Source organism: Aeoliella sp., assembly GCF_965227375.1.
In the GTDB taxonomy this organism is placed as follows: Bacteria; Planctomycetota; Planctomycetia; order Pirellulales; family Lacipirellulaceae; genus Aeoliella.
In genome coordinates this window covers 3,157,785-3,171,905 of record NZ_CBDDFX010000002.1, presented here as the reverse complement: position 1 = coordinate 3,171,905, position 14,121 = coordinate 3,157,785, and the positions used below count along the sequence as shown (strand labels likewise).

The following is a 14,121-nucleotide window of genomic DNA, read 5'->3' as shown; positions in this document are numbered from 1 at the left end:
CTACTTGCCATAGAAGTCTGAATGAATATGCAACCACACCGGTCAGGTTTCCCCATCGGTATGTACAGCCGGCGCGACGTATTGAAGTCGGGTATCGGTTTCGGGGCGGTTGCGCTGTCGGGATTGTTGAATCGCGAAGGCCGAACGCTGGCGGGGGAACCGGTTCCGCATCTGCCAATGCTTCCCCAGTTTGCCGCGAAGGCCAAGCGGATTATCTACCTCTTTATGGCCGGTGGGCCCAGCCAGATTGACACGTTTGATCCCAAGCCGTTGCTCAACCAACTGGATGGAGGCAGTGTTCCCGAGAGCATCGCCCGCAATGTTCCCCGCCTGTCACGGGGCTCAGGACTACAGCACCTCATGGCCTCGCCATTTCGGTTCCAGCAGCATGGCGAATGTGGCATGGCCGTGTCGGAGCTCTTTCCGCACACGGCGAAGCAGGTTGACGACTTGTGCCTGATTCGGTCGCTGAATCACCGCAATCCCGTTCACGGACCAGGTGAAGTGCTGATGCTCACCGGTACCGCCATCGGCGATCGCCCGAGTCTCGGCGCCTGGTTCACTTATGGACTGGGGAGCGAAAACGACAACCTCCCCTGGTTTGTAGTGATGAACGCCAACAGCGAGCCCAACCAGTCGCCACAAAGCGCAGGCTGGGACACGGGGTTCCTACCGCCCAAGTATCAGGGAACCGTTGTCGATGTGAGCCGCGGCATTCGCAACATTCGCATGCCCGAGCCCTACCAAAGCGCATCGCGGCGCCGGCAACTTGATTTGCTGGCCGAACTCAACCAGAAGCATGCCGCGTTGGGTGGCGAGCAAGCAGAACTAGAAGCCCGCATCCAGTCGTACGAGCTGGCCTTTCGCATGCAGGCATCGGCCCCTGGGCTATTCGACATCAAGGACGAAACTCAGCAGACGCGTGAACTCTACGGCACCGACGACAAGGCAACCGCTTCGATGGGGAAGCATTGCCTGGTCGCCCGGCGGCTTGTGGAAGCAGGTGTTCGATTCGTGCAGGTGCGTTATGGCGGTTGGGATGCTCATAACCGCTTGCTGGAGAACCATCGCGGTCAGGCGCTCGCTACCGACAAACCGATTGCCGGGTTGCTCATCGATCTGAAACGCCGCGGGCTGTTGGATGAAACGCTGGTGGTCTGGGGCGCCGAGTTTGGACGCACGCCGACCATGGAATCGAAGTCGAAGGGACGCGATCACTCGCCTACCGCATTCTGCTACTGGCTGGCGGGCGGGGGCGTTCGCGGCGGAACGACCATCGGCCGGACCGACGATGTTGGGTACGCCCCCGTCGAACGAGCCCTGCGTCCCAGCGACCTGCATGCTACGCTGCTCCACCTGCTAGGCATCGAACAGCACGCCCTTTCGTACAACCATCACGGCCGTGACGAGATTGCCACCGTTTTCGGCGGCGACGTCATTCAGGAGGTGCTGGCCGGCTGATACTTTGGTTCCGGTGAGCTTTTCAGGCAGCGCTCGCCGCTGGGGCTGCATGCGCCCATCCGCCTGGTCACGGACAACTTTCTGTTTTTGTCAAATTCCTCAGGTTTCGCATACAAGAACGTCATGCGGAAGGGAAATAAACAAAAGGGGGAGGCCTTGTCTGTAGCTCGTTGTCGTATTGGTATCGCTCTTATCACCACCGAGAGGAATGACTAATGAAATCTATCACCTATTCCACCCTGTTCGCACTCATCTATGCCGCAGTGCTGAGTAGTTCTCCAACGAATGCGGCTGTTATCGCCTCGGAGGACTTCGCGTCCTACACACCGGGAGTAATTCTCACCGGGGGCACGTTCGATGGAACCACTGGGAGCGAGACCCCCGAAACGGTTCCCGGCGGAACCGGGTGGGACAACTCTGATGGTGGTTGGGACTCCTCCAACGACCCCAACAACGATGGCAGCCTCACGCGTGGCGCCAGGGCGCTTGTGCAGCGTACGGTCACCGACAGTGCAAGCGGCATCGACGGGCAGTCGATGATTCTCGAAGGTGGTCGTGACGCCACAAATATGGCCACTCGCCGTTTTCCAGCTCAAACAGGCGACTTCTATATCGGAATGGACGTGAAGACCGACGACAACTGGGGCGACTCCTTCTTTCACTTCTACGCCAACAACGATCGTGCCAACACCTTCCGAGAGGGCATGGGCTGGGGCCTTGGGCGCGACGCGACACCAGGTCCCGGTAGCTACTTCCTCCGAACCGAGGAAGCCACCGAGTCCTCCACCACAGAACTTGATCCCAGCGCAGTCCAGCGCGTTGTACTGAAGCTCTCCAAGAGCGGAAGCACGTCCAATTACGACCAGCTCTCGCTCTGGGTCGATACGTTCGCAGTCCCAGTCGCGCAACAGTCACTGGAGTTTCTGCCAGGCGGAGCGGGCGACACGATGAGTGTGCTGCACTTCCGTATGAACAACGAACCCGGCTTGGGCGACACGATCATGCTCGACAACATCATCGTGGCCACCACGCTCCGGGAAGCAGCCGCCGTACCCGAACCCGCCACTGGACTGATCATGGCACTAGCGGTCGTCGGCACTGGATTCTTGTCAGTGCGGTCACGCCATCGGCCACGGTAACCTGTTCGCACCAGGTGGCCCATAGCATCGCTCGGCACTGGCGCCGAAGCAACTCACCACAAAGCCCGCCGGACCATTCCGGCGGGCCTTCTTGTGCTGTCTTGAGAGAACACAGCCGCGGTGGGGATTGTTGAACGCAGATGTCGGAGGTGCAAATTCTATCACCCCCGAACCTGTTGCGCTTGGGCTAGCACGCCCAGCGTTCTCCGTTCCGGCACCAGGGACGCGTCTACGAGCCGGAAGCTCAGATAGGACTTAGCTCTGCCACTTGGCTGGGGCAGGGCGGCACTTTAGATGTCGTTGGCCTGTGCGGCGTGGTTTTCTACCTCGCTCCACATTGCCTCGTAGTGCGATGCCACTTCTTCCGTTTCGAGCGTGCGGCCGTAGATCGCCAACTCGTCGAGTTGGCCAACAAAGGTGGCCGCGGTCGTGTTGTGCGCGGTTCGGCCGACAAGCAGGTAGAGATCGTCTGCCAGTTTCGTGTTGTCGCGACCCACGGCGACGACTTGCTTGTTAACGTATAGCCGCATATAGGGCCCTTTCTTGGCAGCCACGACATGCAACCATCGTCGAAGGGAATAGGGCTCACGGGAATAGATGCTAGTACCCGTCCTGTATTTGCTGGATGGTGGATTGCGGTGCAGGTATCGCAATCGATAGGGATGTTCGCGGCTCAACACGTTTGCCATCTTGCCGGCATTCAAACAGACATGGAATCCATGTAACGCATCGCTCTCTGGATCAAGACTTCGAACCAGAGACACCATGCCGCCATGGTGAACATGACTCGGCTTTGCCCAGAACTCCACCGTGTATTCGTCGAAGCCGTGTTCAATGAGTCGACCATTGGATAGTAAATGGCAGTTGGAGCCTGGCCGGCCAAATTCTGCGACACGGTTCTGCTCATGGTCAGACAGACGGAGTTGGCCGCGAACGGCCAAACTCACGCCGTCAGCTACTTCGTTCTGAATGGTGTCGTCACGTTGCGACTCGAATCGCCAGTAGCCGACGGGCTGGTCATCCAGCACTTCTTCGATGTACTTTGGCGAGACGGGCAGCCTGTCCGCCATGAGCAACCGTGTGGCAAACTGAGCATTGTCCGCTTTGCCCCAGTTAAGTTGCGGCAGGTCAGGCTGCTCCGGTGTACTAGCGATGTAGATAGAGCGTGAGGCGGCGACTTCAATCACCTCCGTCCCCTCTTTGCCGTCTGGCAGAACTGTTGCGGATCCTGAGAAGCAATGCACCGATATCTCTTCGGACGAGACATTGACTCCACACTCAGCATCACATGCGGAGACGACCAATCCGGCTGCTTGAACCTTGAAGTCGGTGACTACCCAAGGCACCAGGAAGGTGAGATGACCGTATTCGAGATGTAGATCGGTGGGTGAATTGAGCACTAGGGTAGCTGGGCCCTCGACGCTTAGCGATACACCACTGGCCAGACGAAACTCTGCAATTCCTTCCAACAACACCAGCTCTTGGCCTTGTTCCACAATCCGCATGTGATTGGCCACCGAACGCTGCATGCCCGCCCATTCACAGCCATTCGAGGAGGCGAGGTAGGCCACCGGAGGGGGGGCAACCTCTTCAGCCGTGGGGGGAGCGTCTACATCGCGTTTGAGATACAACCCAATGGCGATTGCACAAGCCACTGTCATCGCGGCAGCCAGCAAACGACGCGAATAGCCACTGGGCCCTTTCGAGTGCGCCGCGGCTACCGCTGCGGGAGTCGTCGTGGGGCAGGTTGGCAGAACAGGCGGGGTGCCCTGCTTGTCGCGAAGCTCTTTGTCGAGCAATGTATGGAGTTGAATGTACTCGATATACGATTCGCGATCTTCCTCCGAGGAACTCAGGCGTTGCATTAGCGGACCGAACTGGTCTGACTCGAGCTGCCCTTCCACTACAGCCTGGGCGAGTAGTCGAATGTCGGTGTGTTGGATATCGCTCATGGTTCTCTTTGCAGTCGAAATATTGTAGCGGTACAAATTCGATGCCGCCTTTTCACGCACTCGATGCAATGCGTGCCTCTACGCACTGTAGTAACTTGCCCCGCACGCGATGGAGTGTCTGCGACACCGATAGCTCGGTTCGCCCCAGGGCCTCCGCAATCGCCTTGACGGCAAACTTCTTTCCACTGTAACGCTTCTCGATCAGCACCCGCTGGTTTTCGGGTAGGGTTTCCAAGCACTTCCGCAGCTCAATGGCGCGACGGTCGGTATCGGCGAGCTTCTTCTCGACTTCCAGCGCGAAGCTTTCCAGGGTCTCTTGGTCAAACACCAGTCGATCGCGCTGCCGCAACTGCCAATAAGCCATGCACTGGTACCGGGCAATCTGGAATGCCCAGGCTTGAAAGTCGGTGCCTTCGGCAAAGTCGTCGGACTTGCGGCAGAGAATCAGATTGGTCTCCTGCAATACGTCGTCCGCCGCCTGCGAGTCAGCCAGCAGAGTTAGAAGGAAGGCGTGCAGCCGCGATTGCATGCCGATCATTGCCTGGACGTAGTCCTCAGATGGTCCCACAGACGCTCCTTTTCGTGGTGTTGGTTGAGAGCCTCGGTAATTAAATAGCAGTAACTCCAAAAATCTTAACCGCGCTCGACGTGCGGCTTCCCGAGCGCCTAGGTGCGTGCGCTGTGAGAACTCCGCCAGTCGCTCACTGGCGGAGCTTGAGTTCTAGCGCAGCGAGTTGCTTGTGGAGCGAGATTTCTCGAAATAATCTCCGGCCACGTGTTAAGAGAATTCCCGGTGCCGCTATTACCTTCCGGAGAAATTCTGACGGTATTGTCCATTTTCTTTTCTTGTTCGGTGTGGGCCGGACGCCGTTGCGAATCCGCCGTTTTTCAACTTTGGAGGGAAGTCTCGTGAAGAAATTGACTCTGTTGATTGCTACTCCCGCGTTTCTTGCTGCGTTCGCGCTGTGCAGCGCTACAGCTCAAGCTGCCAACATCGCTTGGTGGCGGATGGGTGACTCGGATACAGCTCCCGTCGTCGACAATGTTACTGGAAATGACCTCGGGGGTGGGACCTTCTTTGGTGCTGGATCGGGAATCGTTGATGAGTATGGAGGGGACAATGACCTTTTCCGTGCAGCCGATACCGTCGACTACCGTTACTCCGACGACGTACCAGGTTCGGCAATCTACGATCCACTAACGGATACCTATTCTGACAATACTTGGAGCGCTTACTCCGGGTCGCCAGGTGCACGTCCACAAGGAAATAACACAACTCCTCATCCTCCAGCGGCGACCTTAGAAACGTTTGTGAAGTTCACTGAACTTGAAGATGGCGTCAGTGGCGTGGACTTTCTCTACGGCCTGAGCAACTCGAGTGGCGGCTTCCGTGTGCAGTCCTTTGCTGATGGCTCGATTCAGATACAGATCAAAGAAGAAGATGGCGGTGGGGATGGCCCTTACACAACTTTCACTTCTGCAGCAGGTTTCCTCGAAGCAGGCACGTGGCATCATATTGGGCTAGTAATGGCTCCTGACGCCAGCGGGGATGACGACATCTTCGTGTATGTCGATGGCCAAGCTGCGATAAGTGCAAATTACACTAACGACGACGAGATGCCCGCTTCAGGTTTTCCGATTTTGATCGGTTCGGTGTTTAGCACCGAAGGCAGTGGAGCGGTGCCCATTCTCTACGACGAAACTCGCTATTTCAGCCATGCATTGAGCCCCAGCGAGTTCTTGCAAGCCGTTCCGGAGCCGACTTCCGTTGGCATCGCCGTGCTGGGAGCTCTGGCATTGGCAGGCTTGCGACGCAGAAAGATGTAATCGATGTAGTTGCTAGGGCAGCGCACGGGGCCCGCTTCGGCGGGCCCCGTCTAGCTACCGTGTTTGGAGAGGTGGCATCGAATTCAAGGATCATGGGAATGAGAAGACTGGGTCGTTCCGCGTTTACGCTGGTGGAGTTGCTGGTGGTGATCGCCGTCATCGGTATCCTCGTGGCACTGCTGTTGCCAGCCGTGCAGGCCGCGCGGGAGGCAGCGCGCCGTGCACAGTGCCTCAACAATCTGAAGCAAGTTGGCCTCGGCTGTCAGATGCACGTCGACACGTACAAGCACTTCCCGAAAGCCAGCACGGAGATCGGGGCTAGCTATGCGTTTCAGATCCTACCTTTCATCGAGCAGCAAGCCTTGTACGACAGTTTCGACCAGACCCTGGATTCGATCTTTCATTCAGGCAATCGGCCGGCCTGGGAGAGTTCTGTCCCCACGACTCGATGTCCTTCGCAGCAGAAGGACGAGGCGACTTGGATCAACGCACGCAATGAATCGCTCAACGTGGCCATTCACCAGATCGACGAATTGAACTGGAGGTCGCACTACCTGGCCGTTCTTGGCGCCAAGGACGACTGCCCTCCACCTCGTGGAGCGATTTACGGCAGGAACGATGTCGTCTGTGAGGGAAACGCTGGCGGCTATGCCGTCTCTGGAATCCTGATACCACCGGTACAAGATGTGAGCTTTCGCCAGATTGTTGATGGAGCGTCCAACACCTTCCTGGTGGGGGAACTGTCATGGGATTCCGGCGGCAATCGCACCTGGGTGGTCGGATCGCTTTCCACGGCGAGTAACCACAACTACGAATGGATCACGTACGGCGGTCGTAACATGCGCCGCCCCTTGAATACGCAAGCCTTCAAACGCGGTGTCTCTGGATCGCCCGCCAACGATGTCGGCTTCGGCAGCTTGCACCCAGGCGGTGCCAACTTCGCACTGGCCGACGGCTCCTCGAGGTTTGTCTCGGAGAACGTGGAACTCGCGGTGCTGAAAGCTGCCTCGACTCGCGCCCACCAAGAAGTGTTCTCCTTTGACGACTAGCAGCACCAACCACACCACGCTCACGGCACACTCCATTATTAAGAGGTAAATCCTTGCCGCAACGCATCCTACTGGTCGTCCTGCTAGGGGCGTCGTGCTGCATGTTGCACGGCTGCAAACCCAGTTACCAACAGGAAACGGCTCCGGTGACCGGCACCGTTACCTTGGATGGTAAGCCGCTCACGGGTGGTGGAGTGATGTTCCAGCCGAAGAGTGGTCGTGGCGCAATTGGCGAGATCGGCCCCGACGGCACCTATTCACTCAGGACGTATGGCAGCAACGATGGCGCCTCGATCGGACTCCACCAAGTTGCCGTGTTGGGAGGTGCGCCCGCCAACGAGGAGGAGGCCAAGTCGTTCAAGCCTCTTCAAATCCCATCCCACTACTCCGGCGCTGAGTCCTCTGGCTTGGCGTTTGAGGTGAAGCCCGGTGTTGACAACGTATTCAACATCGAACTGACAACCGACACCAACTGACGGCCGTGATGTTTGCCTGCATGCGGTCGCAGTTCTTGAAGACATCCACCGCAGTCACATCGAAGTTTCTCACAAACTTGGAGCCTTTTAGGATGCTACAGCTAAAGTTTAAGCCCACTTGGAGTTTCATTGTTCCAGCAGCCCTGGCAATGTTGTGTGTGGTCACCACCAACGTGCAGGCAGTTGTTGTGTTCTCCGAGGACTTCGAAGGAGTGACGCTCGACCAGCAGGTCGACCCTGCCAACAGCGCCTTTGATATCGCTGTGACAGGTGGCGGTTCGTTTACGGTGGTGAACGACCTGATTCCAGTGCTTCATAACTCTAGCGGTACGAACGAGTTCACCGGCAGTCAGTATCTCCGGTACAGCGATAGCAGCGGAGTTCCGCGTCTTTCGGGAAGTCTCGCTTCCCCAGTCACTGGCGCGTTCACTCTCTCGTTCGACTACTACGAACCGGTCGACACCACCGTCAGCAACACGCAAACCGCCACACGTGTTGGGTTGTCCAGCGGCAATATCACGACAACCGCCAACCGTGCGCTCGAGATCAATATTTCGGCCGACCACGGTGCGTCCACGGCAACGCTTACGGCGATTGGCGGAGCCTTCCCCGCGACAACCATCGACGTGGCCGACTTGGTTCACATCGACATCGTCGGAAGCTTTGCCACGCAGACATACGATGTGCTCGTTTACAACATTCTCGAAATCGATGATGTTCCCTTTCGCAATACGCTGGATTCCGCCGATGAGTTTGGCATCTTTGCCTCCGGCACGTCGAGCCGCGCGCAAACGGCATTCATCGACAACATTGTCGTCGATGCGGCATTTGACGTGCTGCCCGTCGTCACCGTGGACCGTACAACAGGTGCGATCAGTTTGTCCAACGATGCGTCGGCCAATGCCGATCTCGAATTCCTGGGCTACTCCATTTCGTCCGACTTCGGTGCACTCAACGGTGCTGGCTGGAAGCCGATCGCCGGCAACTACGACGCCAGTACTCCCAACGGGGATGGCTCCGTCGACTCCGATGACGAGTGGACCATCCTTTCGGATCCTGGCGACAATACCAGCCTGGCGGAGTTCGAATTCTTGGGCGACGGAGGTCGGATTGCACCCGGCCAAATGGTCACCTTGAGCAACGTCGACGGAGTTTGGATTCCCTCGTCGAACGAAGACCTGGCATTTGCCTTGTTGCTGACCGATGGCACGTTCCAGGAGCTGGATATCACCTATGTGGGCAATGGTGGTGAGCCGCTTTCGCTGATCGACCTCGACCACAATGGCGTGGTTGATGCAGCCGATTGGGAAACGTTTCGCATGAATCATCCTACGGAGGGGCAACTCAGCAGCTCACCGGCGCTAGCGCACCTGCTGGGCGACCTGGATGGCGACCTGGACAACGACGTCCAGGACTTCATCCTGTTCAAGCAGACCTACACAGATGAGTTCGGGCCGGGGGCCTTTGCCACACTGCTCGCAGGTACGGCTGTTCCCGAGCCCGCTACCGGGCTCATACTGATCGCTGGCGCCCTCGGCTTGGCAGGCCTGTGGAGACGCTCTGGGGCTGCAGGAGCCAAGCTGGCCGTTCTCTTGGGGATCGCACTGCTCTCGGCGCCTGCGAAAGCCGACTTGGTAAGCGCTTGGTGGCGAATGGGCGACTCAGATGCCTCGCCCGTCGACGGAGTCGTGATTGGCGAGGACTCGGGCACAGGTGTGGTCGACGAGTTTGCCGCCAACGGCGACAACGAGCTGCTCCACCAGTTGCAGTACTCCACCGAGGTTCCCTCCGGCACCATTTACGACCCCACCACGCAAACGTACATGGCCAACCAATGGTCGACGGTTTCCACGGCGGCCGGAAGTCGTGCAGCGGCCAGCAATTCCAGCTTCGATCCAACCCCGAACCCCACGCCAGTGACGGTGGAGAGCTTCATTCGGTTCGACGACCTCAGCAACGGCAATAATCGCTACCAGTTTTTGTACCAAAGGAGTAACGCAACCGGTGGCTGGGAACTGTCTTCGTACGCAGATGGCCGAATTCAACTGAATATTTTCGAGCCGGACAGGGGGCCCACGCAGGCATTCGTTGCTCCGGCCGGGTCGCTACAGCAGGGTGTGTGGCACCACATCGCCATGGTCGCCGCACCCGACAACTCCGGCAACGACGACGTCAAAGTGTACGTCGACGGCGATGAGGTGCTGAGCGGAGACTACACCTTGAGTGACCAATTGGCCGATCCTGGATTTCCTTTCCTCGTAGGGTCGGTGTTCAGCGACGATGGGCCGGATGGAAGTCCGATCTTCTACGACGAAACTCGCGTGTTCAAAGAAGTAAGAACTCCGGACCAGTTTTTGCAACTGGGTTCGCTTACAGCGGTCGTCAATACCGTAACCGGTAATGTTTCGTTGCGGAATGATACTCTCGCTGCGATCGAGATCGACAACTATCGACTGCAATCGCCTGGCAATCGACTTCTCACCGACTGGGAGGGCCTGGGTGATCTCGACATGGTGGACGACGGCGCCGACCCTGGGGAGACCTGGCAGCACTCCGGCGTGGTCGGGACAGATGACATTTCGGAAGTCTTCTGGCTCGGTAGCTCATCCATCGATGTTGGACAGTCTGTCAGCATCGGCACGGCGTACCTGGCAGGCGCGGAGGATGGCGACCTGAGCTTCAACTACCACGATCTCGGAGTCGGCAGAGTGGTTCGAGGCCTTATCGAGTTCACCGATCTGGTGTCCGATCTGCCTGGCGACTTCAACGATGATGGCACCGTGAACCTCGCCGACTATATTGTTTGGCGCAACAACTTAGGTGGCAGCGAAGCAGTTCTCAATGGCAACGGCAATGGCAGCAGCACGGTCGATGTGGGCGACTACAACCTGTGGAAGCAGCACTTTGGCGAATCCGCCGCGGCCGCCGCGGCCCTTCAAGCCGTACCGGAGCCGAGCGGTTTGGCGCTCGTCTTGCTGAGCGGCGTTTTGGTGTTCGGTCGCCGCCGCATTGGAGCCCTCTCGCGCAGCCTGAGTTGCCTTGCAGCATGTTGGATCACGCTTTCTGCGACAAGCCTCGCGACAGTCACCATCGACGCGAGCTATCAATTCGGCGATCTAATAGAAGAACAGTCGTTCGAAGGCGTCTTCAACGGCGGCACCATTGCCCGGACGTACGATGATTTCTTCGAATCGAGCGACCTGCTTGAGGTCACTGGCACTCCCTCTTATACCGATCTCACCCAGTCGCCGTACTCCACAAACAAGCCGCCAACCGTTGGCAGTTGGGGGGCGTTGTTCGACGGAGTGGACGAGTCCATTGGCACCAACACGGCGCCATTCCTTACGCCGCTCACAACGGCCAATGCTGGCGTCGCCATGTGGGTCTATCCCACCAGCAACAGCGGGCGACAGGGTATCTACTTCAGTCGTGTAAACCAGTCGGGCATCGCAATTACCGGCGACGGCAAGTGGACTCAAAACGCCGCCGGGCATGTGAACGACACCGACATCCAGGCGACCGAAGATGTGGTACTTAACGAGTGGACCCATCTAATGCAGCATACCTATGCCGTTGGCTCTCCTGGAGCACCGGCGTTCGACACCGGTACTGGAACCGGGGGCGATTTCATCAGCGTGCTCTACGTAAACGGCACCGCGGTAAGCGCGCATATCGACAACTACTCAATCGATACCGATGGCCCACTGTTGTTCGGGGCGGAATCTCCGGGGTCAGAAACCAACTTCTTCAGCGGCGTGATTGGCGACGCCGACCTTTACAGCGACGCCGGATTCAACCTGTTTACCGACAACGAAGCCATTGTCTCGCAGATTGCAACCATAAGTTCAGGCGCGATCACCGACGGCAATGTCCTGCCCGGCGATGTCAACGTCGACGGCGTGGTCGACACCGACGACATCACTGCATTCGTGGCCGGATGGAATTCCAAGAATCACTTTCCAGGGTTCCATGGCGATGTATTCGCTGGCGACCTCACCACCTGGCTGAAGGGGGACATGGATCTCGACGGCAAAGTGGAACTCGACGATGCCTTCGTACTCCACGTCGCATTGGAACCACTGGGCGGATTTCCCTTCCAGTTGCTCAAGAGTCACACGGTACCCGAACCCGGCACGGCTTCCTTGGTTGGGTTGATAGCCCTGTCCGGCTTGGTGTTCGCCGGTCGCTCCAGAGCGAAGTCACGGCTCTGCCACGCGGGCGCGTAGAACGCATTGTATCGGGCGAGCACCTCAAGTCTCAATGCGGCCTTGAACCGAACAGGCGGTCACTTGGTTGCCCTCGGCGGGGCCGCGGAACCGCACGGCGACGTTGCTCGCCGGCTTCTTGCCGGTGCTGGCGATGGTGCAGCCCACAATGTTCACGTTGCCACTGTCGGTGGCATCCACGGCCACTGGCGCTCCATCCAGCAATTGGCAGCCCTGAACGGTAATCCTCTCGCAGTTCTCCAACTCCAGCAGCGGCCAGCCCTGGCCGCCAGGTGTTTCGTCGCGGAGGATGCAGGCCGAAAGAACGCTGTCGCGGCACTCTATGAGCTTAATCCCAGCGTAGAGACCGTCGCCGTGTCGGCGAAAGTTGTTTGCCGTGATGTTGAGTTGGTCACTTCGCTCGGCAACGATGTTTCGCTGCCCGCAGGAATAGATGCAGTTGCCCGACAGGACGACTCCATGGCAGCCTACCAGGTGCACGTTCACTTCTTGGTTGCCAATGATATTCCCGGTCACAGCATAGAGACCCGGTGGGCGGTCTTGCTGGCTGCTCTCAAGGATCCGGAGGTTCGCTCCGCCGGGTGAGACGGTGGCTTGGATGGTATTCGATGCGATCGTCACTTCGTTAACTGTGGCGCCTGGCGAATTGGTGTCGATGTAGATCTCGGCTGTCGGTTCCGGAGTCGTGCCGTGGACTCGATGATTGTTGTATTCGATGTCGTTGCCGGTGATTTGCAGGTTGCGAATCTCCGATCGCTCGATGCGAATCCCACCCAATCGGTTATAGCTGATGTGGTTACCGGTGATGTTGATCTGGTGCAGGTTTACCCCGTCCAAATAGATGCCGACCCCCGTGTTGTGGTAGATGTGCGAATCATGGATAGCAACGTTTCGATTGCGATTGCGAAGGCAAATTCCATAGCGAACTTCGCGAATCAGCACGCCTTCGATAGTCGCCTGGAAGGTCCCCACTAATTCGATCGCATCTGCCTCCGGATGAGTGGCCGTGATCTCGATATGGCGGATGGTGGGCATCCGCTGCGATGTCCAGACGCGTGGCTCGACTGTGTCAGGCCCCGCGGACCCACGCAGGTGAGTGCCGACCAACCGGATGGCAGGTCCCGGTCCTGCCATGATCAGTTGGGCGGTTCCTCCGGAACCTTCGATCGCCATGTACCCGGTGCTATCGAGCGGGACCTCGATGGTCTCGGTGATCAGGTAAGCGCCGCGCGGGAACTCAACGAGTCCCTCCCCCTGGGCGATGGCGTGGCGGATTGCACTGGTATCGTCTGTCTTGCCGTCGCCCACGGCCCCGAAATCCCGAACACTGCTCATCATAGAAGCCCAATAAGTTAAATAATGATTCTGCCGCAATCGTTGACACTACTTGGGGGATTCTCGTCAAGCAATCCTGGAACTCGACAAGCGGATACCATTTAATTCGTTCGACCATGGCACACCGCGGAGCTGTCCAATCAGGTCGGCAGCGTTGTTGGTACGCGTCTGCTATATTGCCGATCGAGTACGGTGACTGTCCCTTCCTTTCAAAGCGAAGATGCATCGTGGACCAGGTTGCAGGTTACCAGCTGTGGATCGGCTCCGTGGCGGACGGTCGGAATGCCGAAGCACTCCACAACGCTGGCATCCTCGCGGTGATCGATTTGGCCGCTTCTGAATCGCCAGCAACTTTGCCGCGCGACTTGGTGTACTGCCGAATGCCACTGGTCGATGGCGCGGGCAACCCGCCTTGGCTCTTGCAAGAAGCCGTGAGGTTGTTAACCAACCTACTCACAGCGGATGTTCCAACGCTGGTTCATTGCGGTGCCGGACTGAGTCGTTCGCCAACCATCGCCGCGATGGCGGTAAGCAACCTCACGGGCGTGACTCCTGAGGCGGCGATGCAGTTGGTCGCGGACAGCCATCGAGTGGACCCATCGCCGGCCTTTTGGAACGAAGTGCGAGCCGCTCTGGACGCCATCGACCGACCATGA

General features: G+C 58.2%; 10 protein-coding genes. 7 read left to right on the top strand and 3 right to left on the bottom strand.

All coding sequences use genetic code 11. From position 1 onward, the window contains the following. Positions 1-21: 21 nt before the first annotated feature. Both ACQK2L_RS25535 and ACQK2L_RS25530 read left to right on the top strand, forming a co-directional pair. A complete protein-coding gene (locus ACQK2L_RS25535; RefSeq protein WP_425399877.1) occupies positions 22-1,461 on the top strand; it encodes a DUF1501 domain-containing protein in 1,440 nt (479 codons plus the stop codon). A gap of 215 nt (positions 1,462-1,676) precedes the next feature. After that, positions 1,677-2,600: a hypothetical protein gene (locus tag ACQK2L_RS25530; protein ID WP_425399876.1), complete on the top strand. Its 924-nt coding sequence runs from the start codon at positions 1,677-1,679 to the stop codon at positions 2,598-2,600. 290 nt (positions 2,601-2,890) lie between these two features. Here the strand turns inward: ACQK2L_RS25530 and ACQK2L_RS25525 are convergent, their stop codons facing one another. Together ACQK2L_RS25525 and ACQK2L_RS25520 are read right to left on the bottom strand one after the other, a co-directional pair. Then, a complete protein-coding gene (locus ACQK2L_RS25525; protein WP_425399875.1) occupies positions 2,891-4,552 on the bottom strand; it encodes a LamG-like jellyroll fold domain-containing protein in 1,662 nt (553 codons plus the stop codon). A 52-nt stretch (positions 4,553-4,604) separates the two neighbouring features. After that, the gene (locus ACQK2L_RS25520; protein WP_425399874.1) at positions 4,605-5,120 is read right to left on the bottom strand and encodes a sigma-70 family RNA polymerase sigma factor; all 516 of its coding nucleotides are present in this window, start codon (positions 5,118-5,120) and stop codon (positions 4,605-4,607) included. A gap of 341 nt (positions 5,121-5,461) precedes the next feature. Between ACQK2L_RS25520 and ACQK2L_RS25515 the strand changes: the two genes are divergently transcribed. The 4 genes from ACQK2L_RS25515 (at position 5,462) to ACQK2L_RS25500 (ending at position 12,130) form a co-directional block, all read left to right on the top strand. After that, a complete protein-coding gene (locus ACQK2L_RS25515) occupies positions 5,462-6,379 on the top strand; it encodes a hypothetical protein (RefSeq protein WP_425399873.1) in 918 nt (305 codons plus the stop codon). Positions 6,380-6,477: 98 nt separating this feature from the next. Continuing rightward, positions 6,478-7,428 (top strand): DUF1559 domain-containing protein, encoded by a 951-nt coding sequence (locus tag ACQK2L_RS25510; protein WP_425399872.1) that lies wholly within the window; start codon positions 6,478-6,480, stop codon positions 7,426-7,428. A gap of 53 nt (positions 7,429-7,481) precedes the next feature. Next, on the top strand, positions 7,482-7,904 hold the full coding sequence (locus tag ACQK2L_RS25505; protein WP_425399871.1) for a hypothetical protein: 423 nt from the start codon (positions 7,482-7,484) through the stop codon (positions 7,902-7,904). A 92-nt stretch (positions 7,905-7,996) separates the two neighbouring features. Continuing rightward, positions 7,997-12,130, top strand: coding sequence for a LamG-like jellyroll fold domain-containing protein (locus tag ACQK2L_RS25500; RefSeq protein WP_425399870.1), 4,134 nt, complete (start codon positions 7,997-7,999; stop codon positions 12,128-12,130). 24 nt (positions 12,131-12,154) lie between these two features. Here ACQK2L_RS25500 and ACQK2L_RS25495 read toward each other — a convergent pair whose 3' ends face one another. After that, positions 12,155-13,468, bottom strand: a complete 1,314-nt coding sequence (locus tag ACQK2L_RS25495; RefSeq protein WP_425399869.1) for a right-handed parallel beta-helix repeat-containing protein — start codon at positions 13,466-13,468, stop codon at positions 12,155-12,157. 224 nt (positions 13,469-13,692) lie between these two features. Here ACQK2L_RS25495 and ACQK2L_RS25490 point away from each other — a divergent pair, with 224 nt between their 5' ends. Then, positions 13,693-14,121, top strand: coding sequence for a dual specificity protein phosphatase family protein (locus ACQK2L_RS25490; protein WP_425399868.1), 429 nt, complete (start codon positions 13,693-13,695; stop codon positions 14,119-14,121).

Coding starts and splice junctions, on each gene's coding strand:
- ACQK2L_RS25535 (WP_425399877.1), top strand. CDS start 22: ATGAATATGCAACCACACCGGTCAGGTTTCCCCATCGGTATGTACAGC.
- ACQK2L_RS25530 (WP_425399876.1), top strand. CDS start 1,677: ATGAAATCTATCACCTATTCCACCCTGTTCGCACTCATCTATGCCGCA.
- ACQK2L_RS25525 (WP_425399875.1), bottom strand. CDS start 4,552: ATGAGCGATATCCAACACACCGACATTCGACTACTCGCCCAGGCTGTA.
- ACQK2L_RS25510 (WP_425399872.1), top strand. CDS start 6,478: ATGAGAAGACTGGGTCGTTCCGCGTTTACGCTGGTGGAGTTGCTGGTG.
- ACQK2L_RS25495 (WP_425399869.1), bottom strand. CDS start 13,468: ATGATGAGCAGTGTTCGGGATTTCGGGGCCGTGGGCGACGGCAAGACA.
- ACQK2L_RS25500 (WP_425399870.1), top strand. CDS start 7,997: ATGCTACAGCTAAAGTTTAAGCCCACTTGGAGTTTCATTGTTCCAGCA.